The 23,874-nt window shown below is 54.5% G+C and carries 23 protein-coding genes; 3 read left to right on the forward strand and 20 right to left on the reverse strand.

The window, feature by feature from the left end; genetic code table 11:
* The coding region (locus HY879_25660) for a tetratricopeptide repeat protein (GenBank protein ID MBI5606732.1) at nt 1-157 on the forward strand (157 nt) is incomplete at its 5' end.
* Nucleotides 158-263: 106 nt separating this feature from the next.
* Here the strand turns inward: HY879_25660 and ugpE are convergent.
* The 10 genes from ugpE to recJ all read right to left on the reverse strand — a co-directional run bounded on the left by ugpE (nt 264) and on the right by recJ (nt 9,841).
* Nucleotides 264-1,079 carry a sn-glycerol-3-phosphate ABC transporter permease UgpE gene (gene ugpE / locus HY879_25665; GenBank protein MBI5606733.1) on the reverse strand — a complete coding sequence of 272 codons (816 nt, stop codon included), beginning with the start codon at nt 1,077-1,079 and terminating at the stop codon, nt 264-266.
* Nucleotides 1,080-1,114: 35 nt separating this feature from the next.
* On the reverse strand, nt 1,115-1,936 hold the full coding sequence (locus tag HY879_25670) for an ABC transporter permease subunit (protein MBI5606734.1): 822 nt from the start codon (nt 1,934-1,936) through the stop codon (nt 1,115-1,117).
* 63 nt (nt 1,937-1,999) lie between these two features.
* Entirely contained in the window at nt 2,000-3,322 is a 1,323-nt protein-coding gene (gene ugpB / locus HY879_25675) for a sn-glycerol-3-phosphate ABC transporter substrate-binding protein UgpB (GenBank protein MBI5606735.1), read from the reverse strand.
* Nucleotides 3,323-3,416: 94 nt separating this feature from the next.
* On the reverse strand, nt 3,417-4,799 hold the full coding sequence (mnmE, locus tag HY879_25680; GenBank protein MBI5606736.1) for a tRNA uridine-5-carboxymethylaminomethyl(34) synthesis GTPase MnmE: 1,383 nt from the start codon (nt 4,797-4,799) through the stop codon (nt 3,417-3,419).
* Between the two features lie 85 nt (nt 4,800-4,884).
* Entirely contained in the window at nt 4,885-5,625 is a 741-nt protein-coding gene (locus HY879_25685; GenBank protein ID MBI5606737.1) for a Jag N-terminal domain-containing protein, read from the reverse strand.
* A 22-nt stretch (nt 5,626-5,647) separates the two neighbouring features.
* Nucleotides 5,648-7,297 (reverse strand): membrane protein insertase YidC, encoded by a 1,650-nt coding sequence (gene yidC / locus HY879_25690; GenBank protein ID MBI5606738.1) that lies wholly within the window; start codon nt 7,295-7,297, stop codon nt 5,648-5,650.
* A gap of 30 nt (nt 7,298-7,327) precedes the next feature.
* The gene (gene yidD, locus HY879_25695) at nt 7,328-7,546 is read right to left on the reverse strand and encodes a membrane protein insertion efficiency factor YidD (GenBank protein ID MBI5606739.1); all 219 of its coding nucleotides are present in this window, start codon (nt 7,544-7,546) and stop codon (nt 7,328-7,330) included.
* A complete protein-coding gene (gene rnpA, locus HY879_25700; protein ID MBI5606740.1) occupies nt 7,546-7,890 on the reverse strand; it encodes a ribonuclease P protein component in 345 nt (114 codons plus the stop codon). Before rnpA ends, yidD begins: the two co-directional genes overlap by 1 nt.
* Nucleotides 7,891-7,913: 23 nt before the next feature.
* On the reverse strand, nt 7,914-8,048 hold the full coding sequence (rpmH, locus tag HY879_25705) for a 50S ribosomal protein L34 (protein MBI5606741.1): 135 nt from the start codon (nt 8,046-8,048) through the stop codon (nt 7,914-7,916).
* Between the two features lie 68 nt (nt 8,049-8,116).
* Nucleotides 8,117-9,841: a single-stranded-DNA-specific exonuclease RecJ gene (gene recJ, locus HY879_25710; protein ID MBI5606742.1), complete on the reverse strand. Its 1,725-nt coding sequence runs from the start codon at nt 9,839-9,841 to the stop codon at nt 8,117-8,119.
* 238 nt (nt 9,842-10,079) lie between these two features.
* Between recJ and HY879_25715 the strand changes: the two genes are divergently transcribed.
* Together HY879_25715 and HY879_25720 are read left to right on the forward strand one after the other, a co-directional pair.
* Nucleotides 10,080-11,480, forward strand: coding sequence for an L-seryl-tRNA(Sec) selenium transferase (locus HY879_25715; protein MBI5606743.1), 1,401 nt, complete (start codon nt 10,080-10,082; stop codon nt 11,478-11,480).
* Between the two features lie 80 nt (nt 11,481-11,560).
* Nucleotides 11,561-13,498 (forward strand): FAD-dependent oxidoreductase, encoded by a 1,938-nt coding sequence (locus tag HY879_25720; GenBank protein MBI5606744.1) that lies wholly within the window; start codon nt 11,561-11,563, stop codon nt 13,496-13,498.
* Here HY879_25720 and HY879_25725 read toward each other — a convergent pair.
* From HY879_25725 to hutU, 10 genes are all read right to left on the reverse strand, one after another.
* Nucleotides 13,493-14,209, reverse strand: a complete 717-nt coding sequence (locus tag HY879_25725; GenBank protein MBI5606745.1) for an ABC transporter ATP-binding protein — start codon at nt 14,207-14,209, stop codon at nt 13,493-13,495. The genes HY879_25720 and HY879_25725 overlap by 6 nt on opposite strands.
* Nucleotides 14,196-14,960: an ABC transporter ATP-binding protein gene (locus HY879_25730; GenBank protein ID MBI5606746.1), complete on the reverse strand. Its 765-nt coding sequence runs from the start codon at nt 14,958-14,960 to the stop codon at nt 14,196-14,198. Before HY879_25730 ends, HY879_25725 begins: the two co-directional genes overlap by 14 nt.
* Entirely contained in the window at nt 14,957-15,835 is an 879-nt protein-coding gene (locus HY879_25735; protein ID MBI5606747.1) for a branched-chain amino acid ABC transporter permease, read from the reverse strand. Before HY879_25735 ends, HY879_25730 begins: the two co-directional genes overlap by 4 nt.
* Nucleotides 15,832-16,692 carry a branched-chain amino acid ABC transporter permease gene (locus HY879_25740; GenBank protein ID MBI5606748.1) on the reverse strand — a complete coding sequence of 287 codons (861 nt, stop codon included), beginning with the start codon at nt 16,690-16,692 and terminating at the stop codon, nt 15,832-15,834. Before HY879_25740 ends, HY879_25735 begins: the two co-directional genes overlap by 4 nt.
* A 12-nt stretch (nt 16,693-16,704) precedes the next feature.
* Nucleotides 16,705-17,853, reverse strand: coding sequence for an ABC transporter substrate-binding protein (locus HY879_25745; protein ID MBI5606749.1), 1,149 nt, complete (start codon nt 17,851-17,853; stop codon nt 16,705-16,707).
* Between the two features lie 436 nt (nt 17,854-18,289).
* Nucleotides 18,290-19,510, reverse strand: coding sequence for an imidazolonepropionase (locus tag HY879_25750; GenBank protein ID MBI5606750.1), 1,221 nt, complete (start codon nt 19,508-19,510; stop codon nt 18,290-18,292).
* Nucleotides 19,511-19,728: 218 nt separating this feature from the next.
* Complete coding sequence (locus HY879_25755; GenBank protein ID MBI5606751.1) at nt 19,729-20,409, reverse strand: class I SAM-dependent methyltransferase; 681 nt, start codon at nt 20,407-20,409, stop codon at nt 19,729-19,731.
* Nucleotides 20,410-20,578: 169 nt separating this feature from the next.
* On the reverse strand, nt 20,579-21,208 hold the full coding sequence (locus HY879_25760) for a cyclodeaminase/cyclohydrolase family protein (GenBank protein MBI5606752.1): 630 nt from the start codon (nt 21,206-21,208) through the stop codon (nt 20,579-20,581).
* Nucleotides 21,205-22,143: a glutamate formimidoyltransferase gene (ftcD, locus tag HY879_25765; protein ID MBI5606753.1), complete on the reverse strand. Its 939-nt coding sequence runs from the start codon at nt 22,141-22,143 to the stop codon at nt 21,205-21,207. The genes HY879_25760 and ftcD overlap by 4 nt, the downstream gene beginning before the upstream one ends.
* A 12-nt stretch (nt 22,144-22,155) precedes the next feature.
* Nucleotides 22,156-23,868: a urocanate hydratase gene (gene hutU, locus HY879_25770; protein MBI5606754.1), complete on the reverse strand. Its 1,713-nt coding sequence runs from the start codon at nt 23,866-23,868 to the stop codon at nt 22,156-22,158.
* Between the last annotated feature and the right edge of the window lie 6 nt (nt 23,869-23,874).

The raw sequence follows: 23,874 nt of genomic DNA on the forward strand, positions 1-23,874 counted from the left end.
CTACTATGGACTAGGCACGCTTGACGAAGCAATAGGAGAGTATAAAAAAGCAATAGAGTTATATCCAAACTATGCAGAAGCTCACTATGGCTTAGGACTCGTTTACCGTAACCAAGGTAATAAATCCCAGAATGAGAAGGATAAGATTAATACGTAAATAAAGCTTAGAGTTAAGAGTTCGGAGTTCGGAGAAACCCATTTTTATATTTTATGGTCCCAGCGGGGCCATGAGGATTTATCTTGAAACCATTTTTCTGATGAGCTCATTTTTCACTTTCCAGCAGTCCATGCATGAACCAGCGTTGCATGATGAGCACTACCAGTACAGGCGGGAGGAGGGCCATTATGGCCACCGCCATGACCAGGTTCCACTCCGGAGGCTGGGTTCCAGTGGGAATGGTGGCGGCAATGCCCACCACGACGACCTTCATTTTTTCCGAGTTGGTAACCATGAGGGGCCAAAGGTACTCATTCCAGCCGTAGATGAACATGACCACAAAAAGAGAGGCTATACTGGCCCCGGAATTGGGGAGCAGGACGGACCAAAGAAAGCGTAAAGGACCGGCCCCGTCAATTTTGGCCGCATCCACCAGCTCATCGGGTATGGTCAGAAAAAATTGACGGAAGAGAAAAGTGGCCGTAGCCGAGGCAATCAAGGGAACGATCAGGCCCAGGTAGGTGTCCACCCATCCAAGCTGGCTGATGACCTGATAGGTGGATAAGATGCGGACCGGCACCGGGAGCATTAACGTGACCAGAACCATCCAGAAAAAAATTTGCTTCCCCCGAAAATTAAAAAAAACAATGGCAAAGGCGGAAAGAATGGCGATGGCGATCTTACCCAGGCTGACCCCCAGGGCCACGATGGTACTGTTGATGAGAAGCCGGCCCATGTGAAGCCGGTCCCATATCTTGAGGTAATTTTCCCAGAGGTGCTTCGAAGGCCACAATTTTTGGGGAGTCTGGGTCACCTCATCCATACTCTGAGTGCTGAGCACAAAGGCATAGTAAATAGGAAAACAGATCAGGAGGATCGAAACGATCAAGAGGAAGTGGATCAGGAGGTTGGTCCCGTTCAGCTTTCCTTTTTTGGATTTAAACGAGCGATTGCGGTTCAATAAAACACCTTCTTTTCCGTAAAACGGAACTGGAGCACCGTCAGGGAAATCACCAGGACCATCAAGATGACCGATTGGGCCGCGGAGAGTCCCATGCGCATATGGACGAAACCATCCAGGTACGTTTTATAGACCATAATCGTAGTGGCATCTCCCGGTCCTCCCTGGGTGACAGCATGAATTAATCCGAAGGTCTCGAAGAAAGAAAAGACCATATTCATAATGAACAGGAAGAAAGTCACCGGAGATAAGAGGGGAAAAGTGACCCAGCGGAAGAGCCTCAGACCGCTGGCCCCGTCTATCCTGGCTGCTTCGATAACCGATTGAGGAATGGTCTGCAAGGCAGCCAGAAAAAAGGCGATGTTGTATCCCAAATGGGCCCAACTGGCGGCAAAAATCACTAGAAGAAGGGCGATCCAACCCTGTAAAAGCCAGTTGAACTCATAGGTCGTTATCCGGGCCAAAAGATAGGTCAGGATCCCATAAGAAGGATGGAAAACAAACAGCCAGATAATCCCGGCGATCGGAGGAGCGACCCCGAAAGTCCAGAGCAGGGCCGACCGATATAATGGCCGGCCCCGGATTTTTTGGTTGGCCAATACGGCCAGGAAAAGCGAACCAGCCAGGGAAGAAAAGGTAACTCCCAGAGAAAAAATAAAAGACTGAACCACACTGTGGTAGTATTCCTGTGAGGTGAGGAGATTGATGAAATTCTCCAGACCAACAAAGACCTGGACGTCCCCGAAAGGCGAGGTTTTGAAAACAGACAGTCGCAGCGAGTTGAAGGCCGGCCAGAAAAAGAAAACCAGGACGACCATCAACTGAGGGGCCACCAGAAGATAAGGGAGAAACCGATTATGGAAAATACTTTTTTTCACGGTCTATTTATACAGGGAAGCAAACTCTTTCAAGGCCTGATTCCCTCTCTTCACGGCATCGTCAAGTCCCTGTTTGGGGGTCTTCTTGCCTGAAAAGATATTTTCCATCTCCTCTTCAATAATATCCCGGACGGCCATGAAGTTCCCCAATCGGATCCCCTGGCTGTTGGGAGTGGTCTTTCCGTGGGTAATCTGACCAAAGGCGGTCCACAAGTTAGGGTTCTTGCGGAAGTGATCGGCCGGCAGAGCTTTGACAGCGGCCTGACTGATCGGGAAATACCCCGTGGCAGAATGCCACAAGGCCTGCATATTGGGTTGCCCCAGAAATTCAAGAAACTTGGCCACACCCTTATAATGTTCCTGGGGTTGTCCCTTCAAGACCCATAGGCTGGCCCCTCCGATAATTGAATTGCCTTGGGGATAACCGCTAAGTTTCGGTAAGTGCCCCGTGCCCCATTCGAACTTGGCGGTTTTGCTTAAAGTGCCCACCAGGGCGGTAGAAGCCAGACTGAAGGCGGCCTCTCCATTAATCGTGGGTTGATCTCCCTTGGGCCCCCGCCCGGAATAAGTAAAGATACCCTCTTTCTGCCATCGAGCCAGGGTTTCCATGACCTGAAGTCCCAGTTTCCCGTTGATCTTCAGTTCCGTAGCCATGTTCGAGAAACCGTTGTTGTTATTGGCGAAAGGTTGATCGTGCCAGGTATGCATATTTTCCATGAGGGTCCAGGACGGCCAGGAAACGGTAAAGCCGGTTTTGGTCGCACCGGAGGAAACAGCCGCTTTGGCCATTTTTTCAATCTCTTCAAAGGTCTCCGGGGGCTTTTTAATATCGATGCCGGCTTTTTTCAAAATAGTCTTGTTGTAATAAAGGATGGGCGTGGAAGAATTGAAGGGCATGGAATAGAGATTCCCGTCTTTGGAGTAATAGGTCTTCACTACGCTGAGGTAATCATCCCAGTCGATCCTGATGCCCTGGTCCTTCATTAGTTGATAGACGGGATAAACCGCCCCGGAGGAGAGCATCGTCTGGGTCCCTACCTCAAAGACCTGCATGATATCAGGCTGGGTCTTGGCCCGATAAGCCGCTATCCCGGCGGTCAGCGTTTCGGGATACCCCCCTTTGAAAACCGCCTTGACCTCGAATTCGTTTTGGCTGGTATTGAATTTATTGGTAATTTCATTTATCCGCTCACCAAGAAATCCGCCCATGGAGTGCCACCAGATGATCTCCGTCTTGGCCCAGGCACCGAGTGGAAAAGAAAGAAGGCTGATAGCCAGAACCAACGTCAGAAAGATTCTCTTTGGGGTGGATCCATTTTTTTTCATCGCCGTTACCTCCTTTAAATAAAAGAATAATTTCTCATACCCTCTTATATTCAAAAAAGAACGATAAAACAAGGTTTTTTAAGTTACAAAAACTTCATTTTCCAATGCAGAACCGGCTGAAGACCTGGTCCAAAACATCTTCGGCAGTGGTGGTCCCGACCAAAGAACCTATGTCTTCCAATGCCTTCTGAATATCCAGGGCAATAAATTCCGGCGAGACCTTTTGATCCATTAATTGATAAGCCCGGGTTAAGGATTCAATCATTTGTTCGAATATTTTTTTTTGCCGGAGAGTTGGCATGAGATCAGGCAGCGCCTCGGGGAAATGGGTATGAATAAAAAGTTCATGGAGTTTTTCTTTTAGCGTTTCTATCCCCTGACCATAGCGGGCCGATAGGGGAAGCACCAGAGGGTTAGGGAATTTTTTTTGTACTTCTTCAAGGGCAACCACCGAGGGGAGGTCCATTTTATTCAGCAAGACGATCGTGGGCTTCGCCCCGATTTCCTCATAGATGGCCCGGTCTTCCGCCTCGATGGGACGGGAGGTATCCAGTAAAAATAAGACCATCTGGGCCTGCTGTACTTTCCCGCGAGTCCGCAGGATTCCGGCTTCTTCGACCTCATCCCGTGCCTGGCGAATCCCGGCCGTATCGACCAGCCGGAAGAGCAGACCTTTTAAGAGGATATTTTCTTCAATAGTATCCCTGGTCGTACCGGGGATGGAAGTGACAATGGCCCGGTCCTCGTTTAACAACCGGTTCAGCAGACTGGACTTTCCGACATTCGGTTTGCCCACCAGGACCAGGGAAAGGCCTTCCCGAAAAGGCAGTCCTTGTTCATAGGCCTGGGTGAGTTCCAATATAGGGGTCAAGACCTGCTCTTGGAGAATACGATTCCATTCCTTTCGATCCAGGATCTCCAACTCTTCTTCAGGAAAATCGATGGCTGCCTCTAATTGGGCCAGCAAAGATAATAAATTTTTCTGGATACCCTGCAATCGTTTTTGTAAGGCCCCTTGGAGAAGTTTGTTGGCCTGGGTGAGGGCCTGGTCGGTTTGGGCTTGAATCAGTTCAATAATCCCTTCGGCTTGGGTCAGGTCGATCCGGCCATTTAAAAAGGCCCGCAGGGTGAACTCCCCTGGGTCGGCCAGACGGGCCCCGCCAAGCAAGACCAGTTCCAGGATTTTTTTTAATACCAGAGGTCCGCTGTGGCAGTTGATTTCAATCACATCTTCCCGGGTATAGGTGTTTGGGGCCTTCATGACCGAAAGCAATACTTGATCAATAATCAATCCCCGGGCAGGATCGATGATATTTTCCAGGGTTAACTGATGGGATCGGCGTGTTTTAAGGGGGAATGCCGAGGGGAAAAGGGTTTGGGCTATGGCGATGGCCCGGGAACCGCTGATCCGGATGATACCGATACCTCCTATCCCGATCGGGGTGGATATGGCGGCGATGGTGTCATGGTCGGTCATGGCGAAGGGTACAAGGTTTAAGGTGCAAGGTATAAGGTTTAAGGTCTAAGGGTTAAAGTGCTTCCTTGTACCTTGCACCCTTTCTTTATGTGTCCGAATCGGCAGGGGGTTCTGCGGTACGGTCTTTTTTCGCCGCAGAAATGATCATTTTTTTCAATTGCCCTTCCCCCCGGCTGACGGTTTTGAGGCTTTTATCCTTTTCCAGTGTCAAATGAATGATGCGGCGGTCATGGGCATTTAATGGGCTTATGACCACGGGTTTCCCGGTCTGTTTTGATTTTTCGGCCATCTTCAAGGCCAAATCTTCCAAATACTGTTTCCGGCGGGTGCGGTAGTCTCCACTATCCATGACCACCTTGATTTTGTCAGGGCCTTTTCGATTCAAAATGCGGGTGATCAAATACTGTAAGGCGTCCAGGGTTTGCCCTCTTCGACCGATCAGCAACCCGCTCGTTTCCCCTTCTATTTTGATATGGAGGGTCTCTTTTTCTTTTCGAATCAATAAGGTGCCCTCTAACCCCATCAGGCTCAGGATATCTTGAGTCAGGGTTTTCGCTTCGGCGATCAATTCATCATCCGTCAGGGGAACGGGCAGCGGCTCAAGGCCGGGTTGCGTCTGGGGTTGCATTTCAGCGATTAGCTCAACAGGTTCTTCTTTGACCGTGGCCCGAATTCTGGCTTTTTTGGAACCTACAATACCGAATATTCCAGTAGACCCGGCGGTCAGGACCTCAACCACTAATTTTTCTTTGGGGACTTTTAACTGACTACAAGCCGTCTCAACGGCTTCTTCAACGGATTTTCCTTCTATTTCAAGGGATGCCATGGGTCATCTCCTCCATCTTGATTCAGTTGACATATTTATTGATGTAATATTGCTGACCTATGGAAAGGACATTATTGACCAGCCAATACAGGACCAGGCCCGCGGCAAAGTTAATAAACATAAAGGTAAAAACAACCGGCAAGAAAAGCATCATTTTGGCCTGGGTCGGGTCCCCTGTAGTGGGGGTCATTTTTTGTTGAATAAACATGGAAGCCCCCATCAGCAGGGTCAAGACCGGAATCCCGTTGCCGACATAAGGGATCTGGATTCCGATGGGTAAGCGGTCCGGTGCCGAAAGGTCATTGATCCAGAGGAAAAATGGGGCATGACGCAGTTCAATGGCATATCCCAGCAGGCTATAAAGGGCAAAGAAAACCGGAATCTGGATAACCATCGGTAGACATCCCCCCATCGGATTGACCTTGTAAGTTTTATACAGGGCCATCGTCTCCTGATTGAGCTTTTCCCGGTTGTCTTTATGTTTTTCCTTTAATTTGGCAATCTTGGGTTGAAGTTTTTGCATATCTTTCATGGACTTGTAACTTTTATGGGTCAAAGGCCAGAAAAGGATTTTAACCAGGATGGTTAAGATAATGATCGACCAGCCGTAATTATGGAGGAAACCATTAAAAAAACGCAGGACCCACAATAAGGGCTTGGCAATAATATCGAAAAAGCCGAAATTGACCGCTTTTTCCAGTTCCAACCCCAGAGGTTGTAAGATCTGGGTGTCTCTCGGCCCGAAATACAGGGCATAACGGATCCTTTTTTCCCCCTTCGGGGCCAACGTCCAGGGGGCAGACACGAAGGCGATCTTTAATAATTCCGGGGCCGGTTTGGAAACCTTGAGACTGACCGTTTGCTGTTCTTCCAGAGGAACCACGGTCCCCATAAAATAGGTGTCAGCCAGGGCTCCCCACCGGATCTTCCCGGTCAGTACTTCTTCCTTGTCGACCTTTCCCAGGGCCACTTCTTTGTATTGCCCGTTTACCAGGTGCAGGGCGCCCTGAAAAGAGGCCGAATTATCCGATGCCTGCACAAATTTATTTTCCAGAAGGAGGGTTAAATTATCGTCCAGCGTTTGGGAGGTTCCATTGATCACCTGGATATCCAGGTCAATCCGGTACGAATCGTAGGAGAGGGTATAAGTCTTGACGATCGTCATTCCCTGGCTGGAGGTCCAGGTAAAAGAGAGGGTCCCTTTGGGTTGATCAGGAGACAAAATCAGGGAATTTTTATCGGCCTTGAATGGCGCCAGAGCCATATCCGGCTGGGATTTTTTTATCCATTCCAGTTGCAAGGGAAAGGCCGAAGGCTGATCGGCCCAGATTATTTCTTTGAGATCCTTACCTCCCAATTGTTCTTTGTAGGCGGTTAATTTGTGGCTTTTTAATGTTCCGCCCTGCTCTGAAAAAACAGCTTCAAATTGTTTCGTCTTAACTAACACATCCCTGGCTGTTTGAGAGGAGGCCGCTTCCTGGGTCTTGGGCGTGGCGGCCGGCGCTGCCGGCCCGGGGGATGAAAGGGCCGGAGGGGATTCCTTCTGGGCAGAAACCGTCTTGGCCGTCTTATCCTGATGAGGCTTCGCTGGTTCCTCAGGGGCGAATAATAAAAAATAGGCGGCAAAGACCGCCATGGACAATACAAAGGCCAGAATTGCATTTTTTTCCATAATTACTCCAAAATGATAAGGGGGACATCCTTATGGTAATGGGTCCAATCCGCCTGAGGAAAAGGGATGGCATCTCCCGATCCTTTTCAGGGATAGAAATAATCCCTTGGTTAACCCATATGTTTGAATAGCCTGAAAAGAATATTCAGAACAGGTGGGATAGAACCGGCAGGAAGATGGGAAAAGGGGCGAAATGACTCGTTGATATCCCCGTATTCCCAATAATAAAAATCCCTTAAGGTAATGGATCAAGAACCGCTTCCAACCATCAGGGGGGTTAATTCTTCCAAAACTTGACAATAGGTTAATGGGTCTGATCCTTTTAAGGCAACTATAATGATATCCTGGGAAGGAGGAAGCTTGTGTTTGGATCTTCTAAAGAATTCTCTTAAAAGACGCTTGATTCGGTTTCGCTGGACTGCTCCCCCCCTGTTTTTTCCCACCGTTAAACCCAAACGGGTTATACCCAAATTATTGGGTTTCATGATAATCAGAAAATGGGGGAAAACCCTCTTTCTATCGTTTGAGGACCTTCGGATGAAATCCTTACGTTTCAGGACCTTTTCCTCTTTAGGTAAGGCAAAAGGCTTCATCCTTAAGGAAAACGACCCGGGTACTAGACCGAAAGCCGTTTTCTTCCCTTTGCTCGTCTTCGGCTGATAACCTTCCGTCCGCCGGGAGTGCTCATTCGGACCAAAAATCCATGAGTTCTGGATCGTTTCAGGTTGCTGGGTTGAAATGTTCTCTTCATAACTGCCACATCTCCTCAAATTTAAGATAAACTTAATTTAAACCATAGGTTGTAATTAAAGTCAAGTTTTATTTGATATCTTTAATACGCAATTCCAGTCTGGGGGTCGATCCGTATTCCGAAATAAAAGGGGTATAGGCCAGGTCGACCCAATCTCCAGGGGTCAGGACCTGGTTCCCCAGCCCGAAGCCGATGCCGTCCATAACGATCCCCTTTTGTTCCAACTTTAGGCGCAGATGGCCAGGGCCTCGGCTGGAGCCGAGCGTGTTGCCCACTATCCGGAGGGATTTGATTCGAGCTTGCCGGCTGGCGAGTAGAGGTTCCGGATTTTTTGATCCGAAAGGCGCTAACCGGGGCAGATAAGGGGCGATATCTTTTCCCAGCCCGGGGAAATCGATTTCTCCTTCTATGGTGAGCGACGGGAGGAAAGCCTCTTCCGGAACCGAATTTTTGACCAGGGCTTCAAAGGCCTGTTCAAAGGCCGGAAGGTCCTTGATCTTAAGGGTGGCTCCGGCGGCAGCCGCATGCCCCCCAAAGCCCAATAGGAACTCTTCCAGGGTCTCTAACCCTTTAAAGAGGTTGAAGCCTTCCATGCTCCGGCCCGAGCCATGGGCCGTTTCTCCCTCGAGGGCGAATAAAAAGACCGGTCTAAGCCATCGCTCAACCAGCCTGGAAGCCACCAACCCCAGGATCCCCCTATGCCAGGTTTCGGACCCCAGGACCAGGCTTTTCTTCCGGTCGGTTTCCAGGGAGGACCGTAATCCTTCATCGATTTCTTTAATCATAAGTTGTTCCAAGGTCTGTCGGCGGCTGTTCTCCTGGTTCATTAACCGGGCCAGGTCCCGGGCTTCCTGGACATCCTCCGTGGTCAGCAGGCAGACCCCGCCCTTGGCTTCCTGCATCCGGCCCAGGGCATTAAGTCGGGGGGCCAGGCGAAAGGCCACATCGAAAGAAGAAACCGCGCTCCCGGGTTGAATCCCGCAGACCTCTTTCAAGGCCGCTAAACCGATATGGGGGGAATGGGCCATCACCTCCAGACCCTCCCGGACCAGGATACGATTGACGCCCAGCAGAGGGACTACGTCGGCTACAGTCCCTAAAGCCACCAGATCCAGATAGGCCCTCAGGTTTGGTTTTCCATTTGGGAAGAATCCCTGGTGCTCCAAGGCCTGGCGAAGGGCGATAATCAGATAAAAGGCCACCCCGACTCCGGCTAATTCTTTAAAAGGGAAGGCGCAGTCTTCCTGTTTTGGATTGAGAACGGCTATGGCCGGAGGGCTCCCTTTTTTGGAAATCTGATGATGATCCGTCACAATGGCCTCCAGGCCGAGCGTCTTGGCGAATTCAAGCTCCTGATGGTTGGAGATACCGCAATCCACCGTAATCAACAAGGAAACCCCCTGGTCTTTCAAGGCAGTTATTCCGGATAGGGAAAGTCCGTATCCTTCCCGGACCCGGTGGGGGATATAGTATTGAATATCAGGGAAATAGGGCCTTAAGAAATGGACCAACAGGGCCGTGGCCGTAATGCCGTCGGCGTCGTAATCCCCAAAGACCGCAATATGTTCTTGTTGTTGAATGGCCTTCAGCAGGCGGTTGACAGCCTTATCCATGTCTTTCATCAGGTGAGGAGGGGGTAACCGGAGCAAAGAAGGAGAAAAAAAATCCAGGGCCTGGTCCCCCCGGTAAAACCCACGGTTAATTAAAAGTTGGGCCATCAGGGGAGGGAGGTCAAGTTCTTTGGCCAAAGGTCCGGCGCGGTGGGGATCAAAAGGTAAAAAGTTCCATTCCATGACCTGCACCTTACTCTATGCAGGAGGATGGTTCAAGACCAATTTTTTTTCGGTACCAGTTCAGCCACTAAGACACGAAGGCGCAAAGAAGGGATATGATGTTTAAACCTTTGTGGCTTAGTGACTTGGTGGCCGAATTATTACCTTTTTCGGTTGCCAACTTATCTTAAATACAGTATAATTTTTTACTTGGAACTTGCATCTTGAAACTTTATTTTCGAACTAAACCCGGAGAGCCATGAATACGCCCCATCCCGATTTATTAAGAAAGATACCTTCCATGACCCTGCTGCTGGAGCAGCCGGAGTTTGGAAAATTATTGTCCAGGACTTCCCGAAAACATCTGTTAACCGTGATTCGGGAACTCTTGGCTGATAAAAGAAAAGAGATCCTCTCCGGCTATGATCCCGAATTAGCTTTGCCGAACCTCTGGAAGGAAATCGAAATGAAGCTGTCGGCCCGGGCTGCTTATCATCTTTGCCGGGTCGTCAATGGAACCGGCGTTATTGTCCATACCAATCTGGGGCGGTCTTTGCTGGCCCCTCAGGCCCTGGAGCAGGTTCTGCGGGTAGCCCGATATTATTCCAACCTGGAATTCGACCTGGAATCAGGGCAGCGTGGAAGCCGCTACAGCCACGTGGAAGCCCTTTTAATCGAACTGACCGGGGCTGAAGCCGCTCTGGTGGTCAATAATAATGCCGCGGCCGTTTTACTGGCCCTCGATACCCTGGCTAAAGGAAAAGAGGTTGTTGTTTCCAGAGGCCAATTGGTTGAGATCGGGGGGTCTTTCCGCATCCCGGAAGTTATGTCCCGTAGCGGGGCTATTTTGCGGGAAGTCGGGGCGACCAATAAGACCCATCTGCGGGATTATGAAGCGGCCCTGACGGACCGGACGGCCATGCTGCTCAAGGTCCATACCAGTAATTACCGGATCATCGGTTTTACCGCCGAAGTCCCTTTGGAAGACCTGGTGGCCTTGGGGCAGGGCCATAATCTGCCGGTCATGGAAGATCTGGGGAGCGGTAGTTTTATAGATGTCTCGTCCTTTGGGTTGGAAAAAGAACCGACTGTCGGCGAAGTGGTCCGGGCCGGGGCCGACCTGGTTACCTTCAGCGGCGACAAGCTTCTGGGAGGCCCCCAGGCCGGGATAATCGTGGGCCGGAAAAAATATGTTCAGGCCTTGCGGAGCAATCCCTTAAACCGGGCCTTGCGGATCGACAAACTGACCCTGGCGGCCTTGGAAGCCACTTTGAAACTCTACCGGAACGAAGAACAGGCCTTAAAAGATATACCTACTCTGGCCCTGTTGTCCATTCCCCTGCCCAGGCTCCATGAGCGGGCCAAAAGCCTCCACCGGCAGCTTAAAAAAAATCCGGTCCCCGGTTTAACCATCGAAATCATGCCTACCACCTCCCAGGTCGGCGGCGGTGCCTTACCCTTATCGTTTATGAATTCTTATGCCCTGGCTTTAACTTCTGAAAGCCATCCCTCTGCCGAAATAGAAAAACGATTTCGTTCCTTTTCGCCGGCCATCATCGGAAGGATTGAGAAAGAACGATTCCTGTTGGATGTGCGGACCCTGCAAAAAGAGGATTTTCCTTATATCGCCCAATGTCTTAAAAAGTGGGATGATTTCTGATAGATCTGAAAATATCTTTCGCCGCACCTCGATGGGTATCCTTTTTTGTTTTGAACTATTTTCGAACTAAGGAGAATGCCATGAATACTTTGAAACACATCTTGTCCCCCATCACTATCAAGTCCATGTTTTTAGCCAACCGGGTGGTCATGCCCCCCATGGGGACGAACCTGGGCAATGACGACGGTACCGTAAGCGATGCCAATCTGGCCTATATGAAGCGCCGGGCCAAAGGGGAGCCGGGTCTGATTATCACGGAAATTACCGGGGTTCATCCCGGAGGGATCGTCAGCCCGAACCAGTTGGGGGCCTATGAGGACCGTTTCATCCCAGGTCTGAAGAAGCTGGTGGCCGTGGTCCACGAAGCCGGCCCCCGGATCGCGCTGCAGATCCACCATGCCGGCCGGGAGAGCCTGTTGCTCGGCTCCCAGGGAAAGGCCATGGGCCCTTCGGCCATTCCCAGCATCGTTTTTCGCACAACGCCGCGGGAAATGACCCTGGAGGATATCCAGGAAGCCATCGCCGCCTTCGGTTCGGCCGCGGCCCGGGCCAAAGAAGCCGGCTTTGATGCCGTAGAGATCCATTGCGCCCACGGTTATCTCCTGACCCAGTTTCTCTCGACCCTGTCGAACCGCCGGACGGACGAATACGGTGGATCGACCTTAAAGGAACGATCCCGTTTCGTTCTGGAGGTCATAGAAGCGGTGCGACGGAAGGTGGGAGCGGATTTTCCAATCTCCGTGCGCATATCCGCGGAAGAGTCCATCCGGGGCGGATACACGGCCGATGATATGCAGACCATCCTGCCGGACATGGTCCAGGCCGGGGCCGATATTATCCATGCCTCTTTCGGGACCCACGGCAGCCCGGCCGGGATTACCCAGGCCCCGGCCGAGTACGGACCGGGGTTTAATGCCTGGCTGGCCAGAAAAGTAAAAGAGGTTGTGGATGTTCCGGTCATTGCCGTGGGCAGGTTCAATGAGCCGGCTCAGGCTGATGAGGTGATCGCCCGGGGCGACGCGGACCTGGTCGCCTTCGGCCGGCAATTTTTAGCCGATCCCGATTTCCTGATCAAGGCCAGGGCCGGCCGGTCGGCCGATATCCGGAAGTGCATTGCCTGCAACCAGGGGTGCATCGAGCGCGAGATCTTAGGGGAGGGCAATATCCGCTGCTCCATCAACCCCGAAACCGGACAGGAGACGATTTATCCCCAAGGTCCGGCTAAAGGTCCCAAGGAGGTCTGGGTGGTAGGCGCCGGACCCGGCGGTTTGACAGCAGCCTTTGAAGCAGCCCGCCTGGGACACCGGGTGACCCTTTTCGAACAGGAGAAGGATTTGGGCGGTCAGATCCGCTATGCCCGCATACCGCCCCACAAGGAAATCTACGGGGAATGGATCGACTGGCAGATCGATCAGGTCCGGAAGGCCCCTATATCGATTCAAAGCAGCACCACCGTCACCGAGGCCATGCTGCGGGAAAACCATCCCGGCTTTGTCATCCTGGCTGCCGGCGGGGAGAAGATCATCCCCGAGATACCGGGAAGAGAAAAAGGCAACGTTTGTGACGCCTGGCAGATCCTGGGGGGCCGGGTTAAACCGGGGAAGAATGTCCTGGTCGTCGGCGGAGGACTCATCGGCATGGAAACGGCCGACACCTTAAGCGAACAAGGCAGTCAGGTGACTCTGGTAGAGATGCTCAAGCGCTCACCGGTTCTGAAGATCACCTCCCACGGTTATATGCTCCATACCCGCTTGCGGGAAAAGAACTGCCGTCTCCTTTTCAACACGACTTTGAAATCGATCGGCGAGGGAAGCGTAGAGATCGAAAGTGAAGGAAACCCATCGATTTTATCGCCCATCGACCAGGTGGTGCTGGCCGTAGGCTTGAAAGCCAGGGATGAGCTGAAGGGGGCACTGGAGGCCTTGAAGATTCCATACACCGTGGTCGGTGACGCCCAACGTCCCCGGCGGATTATCGAGGCCGTCGAAGAGGGTGCCCGGGCGGCCTGGGCATTATAAGCCCATTTTTTTGAGGCCTAAAAAGGCATCGATCAGACCGGCATCGGACCGGGCCTGATCGGCGGTCCCTTTCCAGACGGTGCGCCCAGACTCCAGAACACACACCTGGTCGGCCACTTCCAAGGCCCGCTGGGTACTTTGTTCGACCAGGATGATGGTCAACCCCTGTCGATTGAGGCCGGTGATGGCTTCATAGCAGATGTCGACGGCCTTGGGCATAAGGCCCAGGGAGAGTTCATCGATCAGCAATAGCTCCGGCTCGGCCATCAAGGCCCGGCCGATGGACAGCATCTGCTGCTCGCCGCCGGAAAGGGAACCGGCCACTTGGTCCAGACGTTCTCCCAGGCGGGAAAAGATGGCCACCACCCGGTCGATGGCGGCCGAGGTCTTCCTGGCCGGCCGGGAATATCCTCCCACCACCAGGTTTTCCCGGACGGTCAATCGGGAAAAGAGCCGGCGGCCCTCGGGTGCCAGGGCAATCCCGGCCTTGACCCGGTCCATGGGCGAGAGATGGGAGATGTCCCGGTCCTCAAGGAGGAGGCGGCCTTCGTGGACCTCCACCAGGCCGGCGATGCACAGCAGGGTGGAGGACTTGCCGGCACCGTTGGCCCCCAAAAGGGCCGTAATGCCCCCCCGGGCCACTTCCAGGTCCAGTCCCTGCACCGCCCGCATAGGTCCGTATCCACAGCCCAGGTTTTCAAGCCGCAGCATCACAGCCCCCTTTTCCCACGTAGGCGGCCCGGACCGCCGGATCATGCATGACCTCTTCCGGATCCCCGTCTCCGATTTTTATTCCGTTATCCAGGACCACCAGCCGGCGGCTGACCCGCAGCACCTCGCCCAGGTTGTGTTCGATCATGACCACGGTCAATCCCTGGCGGTTGATTTCTCCAATCGTATCGGCCAGGCGGCCGGCTTCGATGTTGTTAAGCCCGGCTAAAGGTTCGTCCAAAAACAAGACCTTGGGTTCCAGGGCCATGGCCCTGGCTACTTCGAGGCGTTTGAGAACGCCCAGGGGCTGACCTAATACACCCTTTCCGGCCATATCCGAGATCCCGACCGATTCAAGCAGTTCCAAGGCCCGACGCCGCTCTTTGGTGCGGTCCCAGTAGACCAGGGCCGGCAGGACCCGGCCTAATCGTTGATGGCCCACGGCCAGAGCCACATTGTCCAGAAGCGTCATGGACCTCAGGGGCCGGACGATCTGATGGGTCATGGCCAGGCCGAGGCGGACCCGGGAATGGGTGGCCAGGTGAGTGATATCCTGCCCGGACAGCAGGATCCGGGCTTTTTCCGCCTTGACCTGACCGAAGACCACCTTAAGCAAAGTGGTTTTACCCGCTCCATTCGGTCCGATGAGGCTCAAGAATTCCCCCTCTTCGATATCGCAGGAGACATCGGATAAGGCCTTTACGCCACCGAAACGGACCGATACGTCCCTGATTTCCAGGAGTCGGCTCATGGTCCCTCCGCCCGGTCCGATGACCGCCGGCCCTGGCGTCCGGCCAGACTTGCATACAAGCCGGCTAATCCGTCGGGCCAAAAACGCATGGCCCCGAAGAGAAGCGCACCGTAGACCAGGAGTTTGTAGTCGCTCAGGAATTGAAAAAATTCCGGCATGAGGGTCAAAAAGATGGTCGAGACCAGGACGCCAAAGACCGACCCGATCCCACCCACGGCGACCATGGAGAGGATGGAGATGGAGGTGACGAAACCGAAGTTGTCCGGTGAAATAAAGCGGGCGAAAAAAGTGTACAATCCTCCGGCCAACCCGGCCAGGGCCGTGCCCAGGGCAAAGGCTGTCAGCTTGTAGCTGCTGACGTCGAGACTGAGGACCCGGGCCGTGTCTTCGTCGTCGGCCACGGCCTCAAAGGCAAAGCCCATCCAGGATTTTTTGACCCAAAGGTTGAAAACCGTGGTCAAGGCGGCCAGGATAAGGACCATGGCCAAAAAGCCGGCTTTGGAAAGCCCGATAGCCGGGATGGCCGAGATCCCCATTTCACCCCCTAAAAAGGCGTTCTGGCGGACAATCCCGATAAACAGAAAACCCACACCCATGGTGGTAATGGCCAGAAAATCTTCCCGGACCCGCAGGCTGGTCAGCCCGACGATCAGACCGGCCAATCCGGCCAGGGCCATACCGGCCAGCAGGGCGGCTGGAAAGGGGAGACCGGCTTTGGCCAGGATGGCGGCCGTGTAGGCACCGATCCCGTAAAAGGCTGCATGGCCCAGGCTGATCTGGCCGCAAAAACCGGAGATCAGGTTCAGCCCCAGGGCGGAGATGACATTGATGGACACCAAGGTTGCCAGACTGATTTCGTAGATGCCCATAGTCATTGCCGCGTGAAGAGCCCTTGGGGGCGGATCATCAGGATAACGATTAAAAGGGCAAAGGCGATGGCGTCCCGGTCGAGCAATTTACCGATATAGATGGTGCCGAAGGCCTCCACCACCCCCAGGACCAGGGAAGCGATCAGGGTGCCCTTGACATTGCCCAGACCTCCCAAAACGATAATAGCCAGAGCCTTGTAGCTGGGGACCCCGCCCATGGTCGGCTCCACTACATTGCTGAGCAGAGAGACGAAGACGCCGGCCATGGCGGCCAAAGAGGAGCCGATGAAGAAGTTGAGATAACGGACCTTGATCGTATCCACTCCGAAGGCCCTGGCCATTTGAGGGTCATCCACCGTGGCCCGCCAGGCCACCCCGATGCGGGTCTTCTGGGATAAATAGGAAAGCCCTCCCAACAGGACTACGGCCATGAGGATCAGCCCGCATTCCGCCTGACGCAGATTGACCCCCAGGACCAGGACCTTGGCCTGAAGCGGGGGGACCTTATAGGTGAGTCCATAGGGGCCGAAGATCAACCGGAAGATTTCCTCCATGGCAATAAACAGGCCGATGGAGGCGATGAGGGCCACGTAAGGAGGCCGGTCCAGGATCGGTTGATAGCACAAGCGGTAGAGGAGCATGCCGGCCAGACCCACGATCAGGGCCGAACCCAGGAGGCCCAGGGCCAGACTGCCGGACCAGTTGGTAATCAACAACCCCAGGTAGGCGCCCAGGGCGAAGAGACCGGCATGGGCCACGTGGAGGATGCGCAACAGACCGTAGACCAGGGTCAGGCCTACGGCGATGACTGCATACATACAGCCGTAGACCAGACCTTGGATCAGGAGTTCAAGATAGAGCACAAAAGGGATCCCTTATTTGTCCGGCGGTTCCAGGAGCTTCGGGTCATCAATGACCGAATGCCTGTGCCAGAGACCGTTCTTGACCACCTGGTTCTGAACGGCCTTTTTTACCTCTCCCAGACTGTTGAATGAGATCAGACCGGTGGAGGCCTTGATCCTGGTTTTGGAAATGGCCGCCCGGAGGGCTTGAGGGTCCGTAGAACCGGCAGCCTTCAAGGCCGAGGCCGCTACCATCACAGCCGTATGGGCCGAGGCCGCCACCATGTCGGCCTTGAACCCGGCCTTCTTTTCGAAGGCCTGGATGAAATTCTTGGTCTCCGGTACATCCGAATCGCGATCCAACGAAGTGGTGATGATCACCCCTTCGGCCGCCTGGCCGGCTATCTCGATAAATTTTTGGGAATCATAGCCTTCCTGTCCGATGAGGGGGGCGGTCACCCCGGCGGCCCGCAGTTGACTGACCAAAGGTCCGGCCGTGAAGTAATAACCGGAGGCGTAAATAGCCTCGGGATTGTCCGCCTTGACTTTGGCGACCAGAGAACCGAACTGGCGGTCCTTCATGGAGTATTCATACTCATTGATGATCTTGATCCCGAACTGGCCGGCCGCTTCCTTGAAGCCGGCGGCCAGGGATTTCCCGAAGTCGTTTTGCAGGGTGATCATGACCACCCGCTTTTTGCCGAGGAGGTCACCGATCAGTTTGGCCCCGCCCCGTCCCTGGATCTCGCCCAGGAAGGAAGTGCGGAAGCAGTAATCTCCGGCCCTGGTGATATCCGGATGTATGGCATAGGCCGAGATATAGGGGATCTTGGCCTCCTGGAAGACAGTGGCCGCCGACCGGGTGGGGGCCGAGTAGCTCCCGGAAACGCCGATCACGACCTTGTCCTGGCCGATCAGTTTGTTGGCAATAGTGATGGACAGTTCCTGCTTGGCCTGATCGTCGTAGACCACCAGCTTTAAAGGCCGGCCGTTGATCCCGCCGGTGGCGTTGACCTGTTCCACCGCCAACTCGGCCCCGATGCTGGCCGACTTGCCGTCCGAAGCGGCAAAACCGGTCAGAGGGGCATGAAAACCGATCTTGATCGGGTCGGCAGCCCAGGCTGACAGGGTGAAAGCGATTAAACAACAGGTGCTCAACAAAATAAAAAATTTTCTACCCATGATTAAACCTCCTTTTTTTGATTTCTTCAAAGTTGATAAGCATTTTTTGCCGATACATCGACAAAGTTTTATCGATCACGTGGCTAAATTTCTGTAGGGTGGGTGCAGCAAAGCGTAACCCACCAAAATATTTAAAACACAATAGAGATAAAGACCTCATTAACCGGTGGGTTCCGCTATCACTCCACCCACCCTACATTTTGTTGATGACTATACAAAAACTCGTCATTCCCGTTTCCGTCCCGTAGGGTACTACACCCCGGAAGGCGCAGGCGGGATTCCAGACCATAGGCAACAAATTAATCCCGCCTTTGGGCGGGACTGGATTCCCGTTTTCACGGGAATGACGGAAATGGGATCTTCCGGACTTTTTCCGATTCTCCCCATTCTGAATGCTGGCTCCTGGCTCCTGGATTCCAGAACTTCAAGCATTTCATTACCGTCGTGCAATCACCACGCCGTCTTTGACAATCATCTTCACCGGGTTATATCCGAACCGATAGGCCAGTTCGGCCGGCTCGGCAATATCCCAGGCCGCAAAATCGGCCGTCTTTCCCGGTTCGAGGGTCCCCAAACGATCGGCCAGGCCCAGGGCCGCGGCCCCATTCCGGGTCACCCCGGCCAGGGCCTCTTCCGGGGTCAAACGAAATAAGGTACAGGCCATATTCACCATCAAAAGCAGGGACCCGCAAGGCGAGCTGCCGGGATTCGAGTCGCTGGCCACGGCCAGGGGTAGGCCGTGCTTCCTCAACAGGTCCACCGGCGGCCTTTGGGTCTCCCCCAGGAAATAAAAGGCCCCGGGCAATAAAACGGCCACGGTCCCGGCCTGGGCAATGGCCTCTACGCCTTTTTCATTCAGGTGTTCGAGGTGATCCACAGAAAGGGCCTTATACCTGGCGGCCAGCACAGATCCCCCCATATCGGAAAACTGTTCGGCATGGAGCTTCACCGGCAGGTGATACGAGGCGGCGGCCTGAAAAATCCGTTCGGTCTGGGAAAGAGAAAAACCGATCCCTTCGCAAAAGGCGTCCACAGCGTCGGCCAACCCTTCCTCGACCAGGCGGGGGAGGGCCTTCTGACAGATGAAATCCACATAGTCATCAGCCCGGCCCTCGAATTCCGGCGGCAGGGCGTGGGCCCCCAAATAAGTGGTGAAGATACGGACCGGCTCTTCCCGGCCCAAGCGTCTGGCCACCCGAAGGAGGCGGCCTTCGCCTTCGAGGTCCAGACCGTATCCGGATTTGATCTCCAGGGTCGTCACCCCTTCGGCCATAAGGCTTCGCAAGCGGGGAAGGGATTGGTTATAGAGACTATTTTCATCGGCCTGCCGGGTAGCGGCAACAGTGGAACGGATGCCGCCGCCCTGGCGGGCGATCTCTTCATAGGTTGCCCCCTTAAGACGCAGTTCGAATTCCCCGGCCCGGCTGCCGCCATAGACTAAGTGGGTGTGGCAATCCACCAGACCGGGTGTAACCCAACATCCGCCAAGGTCATGAATCTCAGCCGCCGCATCCTCTGCCCCGGCCGGAAGATCCGATCGTTTTCCCACCCAACTGATCCGATCCCCGGTTACAATAAGAGCGCCATCCTTGATAGCCCCATAAGGTCCAATGGGTGACATAGTCGCCAGGTTGGCATTTAAAAAAAGTGCGTCCATGTGCGTCCGAAAAAAGGTTTAGGGTTCAAGGTTCAAGGTCCGGAAAATCAAGTTGAGAGTTTAGGGTTCGGAGTAAACCATTTTCAAGCTTCGTGGTGCCCCTTGAGAGGGATGAAGGTTGATTTCGAACATGCAAATAATTTCGAATCATGAGGGATTTATTTTTACCTTACTTCGACATTCATTATTCGATATTCGATATTTTCCATTGTCCGTCGTTAGGGCCTGGGGGACATCTCGCAAAAAAGACTGGAGCCGTCCACTTCGGTGATCCCGGGTTCCAGCCCCAAGGAACGGGCCAGATCGATAAAATCCTTTGGTCCGAAAGTCGAAGCCTTAAAACCATCCCGGCACATAATCACCCCGTTGCCGGTCCGCTCCTCATCGATCTCGCCGAGCAGCCCCTCATGGGCCTGGGCCCGGAACCAATCCAGCCGTTCGGACCAGAAGGCTCCGGCGTAGCTGGAAAAAAGCACCGATCCTCCCTGGCGAGTGACCCGCAATCCCTCTTGCATCAAGGCCAAGGGGTTGCCCTTAAAGGCCGATATCCCGTTCTGGATGCAGACCACCAGGTCGAAGAAACCTGTGCGAAACCCAAGGTGAAAGGCGTCCATGGCCGCCACTCCAAAAGGCGGATGGCCCTGGTAGTTTTCAAGACACAGGGCCAGGCTGGCTCGGGAAGTATCAATACCGAAGACCCGTTGGGATTTCGTGCTCAATCGTTCCAGGACGCGGCCATACCCGCAGCCCAGCTCGAGCACACAATCGCCAGGGCCTACCCGGCTCAATATAAAATCGATCTCGGCCTGAAGATATTGCCGCACCCGGGGCGAAGCGATTTCATAGACCCGCCTGAGTCTTTCGGCCGAGAGCTTTTCCTGATAATAGGCCCAGGCCATCCGCGGAATCACCCTTTCTTTCAGCTTTCTGCTAATTCCTCATGCCCGTTGGAGCAACACGGACAAGAAAAATTCGAATGTCGAATGCCGAATGTCGAATAATGAATATCGAAGGAAGGCAAAAACAAATCCCTTCATGATTCGAAGTTCGATATTCGATATTCTTTTTTTAAGCCAGCTTTTCCTCTACAACTCCTTCCAACTTCATGACTTCTTTTAGTATCCGCTGCAAGGTCCTTTCGGTCTCGGCCAGGAGTTTCATGGCTTGTGATTGATCTTTCAGTCCCTTGGCGTTAATCCGCACATTATAGGCGGCACCGAAGGCCCCTGCCCGGACCAGTTGTATGGCCACGCCGGCATCAGTCAGACAATTGGGATTGCCAAGCTCCAGGGCCTGACGGGCCAATTCCGGCAATGGAGATAAAGTCTTTAAGGTTTTCAGAGGGACTTGGGCCGCCCCATAGATGGCCGCCTGGATGGCCGTGAGCCTCTTGGCCTGTTGTTCCTTGTTCTCTTTCGGCAGCCGGTAAGCCTCCGTAACCCGGTTATAGGCCTCGGTATCGGCATCCACCAATCGAAGGAGTTCGGTCGCTATGGCCTCGGCCTCATCCCTTACTTTGGCCATGGCCGGCCAGGCCTTTTCCTGATTTTTACGGCCTACGGTCAGGTTCCCGACCATGGCGCACAAGGCAGCGGCCAAGGCTCCGGCCAGAGCGGCCACACTTCCGCCTCCGGGTGCCGGTTTCTCACTGGCCAACTCCTGAACAAAATCCCGGATGGACAATTCACCCAGGCTCATAAGGTTTCCTTTCCCGTCTTTCCCTCGTCTTCCTCCATCTCCAGCAAGCGCAGTTCCACCACCTGGTTGGGGTCGAAGCCGCTGAGTTGCAGATAATAGGCCGCGCTGTCCAGCAAAGCCGCGGCCGGCATCATCCCGTCGACCTCGGTTTCAACCAGATTGACCCCCCAGCGGCGGGCCTCCATACGGATCAGTTCCACCACCCGGTAAAGGGCGTTCTTTTCGAAATCAACGATGTTCAAAGAGACCTGAACCAGACCCCGGTCCTTAAGGGCCAGTCCGATCCCTTTGACATGACAAAGGCCGCCGGAGGAGGCCCGCACGGCCCTGGCGATTTTCCGGGCCACTTCGATATCAGTGGTGCCCAGGTTGACGTTGAAGGCGATCAAAAACTTGCGGGCCCCGATGACCGTGGCTCCGGCCGTGGGATGCAGTCTCGGTTCCCCCACATCGGGTCGGCGGGCCGGATCGGCAACGGCGGTTTTGAGTCCCTCATACTGGCCCTGGCGGATCCTTTCCAACTGGCGGCGTTCCGGCCTGATGGCCGCCTCCTCGTAAAAATAAACCGGGATGCCGGTTTCCTGATAATACCTCTCCCCGAAATCGCGGGCCAGGGTTATGCAGTCCTCCATGGTGATATTTCTGAGGGGCACAAAGGGGATTACATCCACGGCGCCGATGCGGGGATGACCGCCCTGGTGGGTCTCCAAATCGATCCGTTCCACGGCGATTTTAGCCGCTTCGATTAAGGCCTCCTGGATCGGTTCGGGCTGGCCAACCAGAGTAACCACCAGGCGGTTATGGTCCGGGTCGGCCCGGTGGTCGAAAAGGGAACAACCCCGGCGATTTCGAAAGGGGGCCACCAGGGCCTCGATCACTTCATGGCGGCGGCCTTCGCTGAAATTGGGGACACATTCGATAAGCGGACCGGACATGGGGGTGGCCTCCTAAGGGAAGAGATTGAGCATGGGGATCTTTACCCCCCGTTCGGCGGCCACCTCGACGGCCCGGGGGTAACCGGCGTCGGCGTGGCGGATGATGCCCGTTCCCGGATCATTGCGCAGGACGGTGGTCACCCGGAGTTCGGCCTCGGGTGTGCCGTCGGCTACGGTCACCTGGCCGGCATGCAGGGCATAGCCGATGCCCACCCCGCCACCGTCATGGAAGGAAACCCAACTCGCCCCTGAGGCCACGTTGACCATGCAATTGAGGATGGCCCAATCAGCCACGGTATCCGAGCCGTCCCGCATGGCTTCGGTCTCCCGGAAGGGGGAGGCCACGGAGCCACAATCCAGATGGTCCCGGCCGATGACCAGCGGGGCCTTGACCGCGCCGGAGCGGACCAGGTCATTGAAGATTTTGCCGGCTCGGTCCCGTTCCCCGTAGCCCAGCCAGCAGATGCGGGCTGGAAGCCCCATGTGGGCCACCTTCTCGCCGGCCAGCGTCAGCCAGCGGACCATCCGCTTTTTTTCAGGGAAGGCCTCGATCAAGGCCCGGTCGGTGACGGCGATGTCCTGGGGGTCGCCTGAAAGGGCCGCCCAGCGGAAGGGCCCCTCCCCTTCACAGAACAGGGGCCGCACGTAAGCCGGAACAAACCCCGGGTAGTCCATGGCATTAGACACCCCGCGTTTCAGGGCCTGCCCCCGCAGGTTGTTGCCGTAGTCAAAGGCAATGGCCCCCCGGGCCTTCATATCGAGAATGGCCCGGCAGTGAACGGCCATAGAATCCATGGCCAGTTCGACATACTTTTTGGGGTCATCCTTCCGCAGCCGGAAGGCTTCTTTGTACGGGATGCCGTGAGGTACGTAGCCGTTCAATTCATCGTGAGCCGAGGTCTGGTCGGTGACTACGTCGGGGATGAATCCGATTTCAACCATCTTTGGCAGGACTTCGGCAGCATTTCCCAAAAGGCCGATGGATTTGGGGACCTTGGCCTGGGCCGCTTCCCGGGCCATTTTTATGGCCTCATCCAGGTCCTCGGTCATAACATCTAAATAACGGGTATCCAAGCGGCGCTGGATCCGGGCCCGGTCCACCTCGACAATCAAGGCCACGCCTTCATTCATGGTCACGGACAGCGGCTGGGCCCCGCCCATGCCGCCTAATCCGGCGGTGACCACGATCTTTCCCTTAAGGGAAGCCTGGTAATTCAGATCGGCCAGGGCGGCAAAGGTTTCATAGGTGCCCTGCAGGATCCCCTGGGTGCCGATGTAAATCCAGGAACCGGCGGTCATCTGACCGAACATGATCAGGCCTTTCCGGTCCAGCTCGTGGAAATGGTCCCAGTTGGCCCAATGGGGCACGATGTTGGCATTGGCGATGAGCACCCGGGGGCAGTGGACGTGGGTTTTGAGGATGCCCACCGGTTTGCCCGATCCGACCAGCAGGGTCTCGTCATTTTCCAGCACGAGCAGGGAGCGGACCAGGGCATCGAAGCAAGGCCAGTTGCGGGCGGCCTTGCCGTACCCGCCGTAGACGATGAGTTCATCGGGTTTTTCCCCGGTTTGGGGGTCCAGGTTGTTGCAGAGCATGCGCAGGGCCGCTTCTTGTTGCCATCCCTTGCAATGAAGCTCCAGACCCCGGGGGGCCTTTACCGGCCGGGGTTGGCCGAGGCCGATCTGTAATTCCTTAAGCAGTCTTTCTTGGGCCTGAGTTCCCATGGTCTG

It is taken from the genome of Deltaproteobacteria bacterium, assembly GCA_016219225.1.
Lineage (GTDB): Bacteria > Desulfobacterota > RBG-13-43-22 > RBG-13-43-22 > RBG-13-43-22 > RBG-13-43-22.

What these genes read in the sequence shown, in the direction of transcription:
- recJ (MBI5606742.1), bottom strand. Translation starts at nt 9,841, where the DNA reads ATGGAATGGAACTTTTTACCTTTTGATCCCCACCGCGCCGGACCTTTG.
- yidC (MBI5606738.1), bottom strand. Translation starts at nt 7,297, where the DNA reads ATGGAAAAAAATGCAATTCTGGCCTTTGTATTGTCCATGGCGGTCTTT.
- HY879_25745 (MBI5606749.1), bottom strand. Translation starts at nt 17,853, where the DNA reads ATGGGTAGAAAATTTTTTATTTTGTTGAGCACCTGTTGTTTAATCGCT.
- mnmE (MBI5606736.1), bottom strand. Translation starts at nt 4,799, where the DNA reads ATGACCGACCATGACACCATCGCCGCCATATCCACCCCGATCGGGATA.
- HY879_25735 (MBI5606747.1), bottom strand. Translation starts at nt 15,835, where the DNA reads ATGACTATGGGCATCTACGAAATCAGTCTGGCAACCTTGGTGTCCATC.
- HY879_25755 (MBI5606751.1), bottom strand. Translation starts at nt 20,409, where the DNA reads ATGGCCTGGGCCTATTATCAGGAAAAGCTCTCGGCCGAAAGACTCAGG.
- HY879_25725 (MBI5606745.1), bottom strand. Translation starts at nt 14,209, where the DNA reads ATGCTGCGGCTTGAAAACCTGGGCTGTGGATACGGACCTATGCGGGCG.
- HY879_25760 (MBI5606752.1), bottom strand. Translation starts at nt 21,208, where the DNA reads ATGAGCCTGGGTGAATTGTCCATCCGGGATTTTGTTCAGGAGTTGGCC.
- HY879_25720 (MBI5606744.1), top strand. Translation starts at nt 11,561, where the DNA reads ATGAATACTTTGAAACACATCTTGTCCCCCATCACTATCAAGTCCATG.
- ugpB (MBI5606735.1), bottom strand. Translation starts at nt 3,322, where the DNA reads ATGAAAAAAAATGGATCCACCCCAAAGAGAATCTTTCTGACGTTGGTT.
- HY879_25685 (MBI5606737.1), bottom strand. Translation starts at nt 5,625, where the DNA reads ATGGCATCCCTTGAAATAGAAGGAAAATCCGTTGAAGAAGCCGTTGAG.
- HY879_25715 (MBI5606743.1), top strand. Translation starts at nt 10,080, where the DNA reads ATGAATACGCCCCATCCCGATTTATTAAGAAAGATACCTTCCATGACC.
- HY879_25730 (MBI5606746.1), bottom strand. Translation starts at nt 14,960, where the DNA reads ATGAGCCGACTCCTGGAAATCAGGGACGTATCGGTCCGTTTCGGTGGC.
- hutU (MBI5606754.1), bottom strand. Translation starts at nt 23,868, where the DNA reads ATGGGAACTCAGGCCCAAGAAAGACTGCTTAAGGAATTACAGATCGGC.
- rpmH (MBI5606741.1), bottom strand. Translation starts at nt 8,048, where the DNA reads ATGAAGAGAACATTTCAACCCAGCAACCTGAAACGATCCAGAACTCAT.
- HY879_25670 (MBI5606734.1), bottom strand. Translation starts at nt 1,936, where the DNA reads ATGGTCGTCCTGGTTTTCTTTTTCTGGCCGGCCTTCAACTCGCTGCGA.
- ftcD (MBI5606753.1), bottom strand. Translation starts at nt 22,143, where the DNA reads ATGTCCGGTCCGCTTATCGAATGTGTCCCCAATTTCAGCGAAGGCCGC.
- rnpA (MBI5606740.1), bottom strand. Translation starts at nt 7,890, where the DNA reads ATGAAGCCTTTTGCCTTACCTAAAGAGGAAAAGGTCCTGAAACGTAAG.
- HY879_25750 (MBI5606750.1), bottom strand. Translation starts at nt 19,510, where the DNA reads ATGGACGCACTTTTTTTAAATGCCAACCTGGCGACTATGTCACCCATT.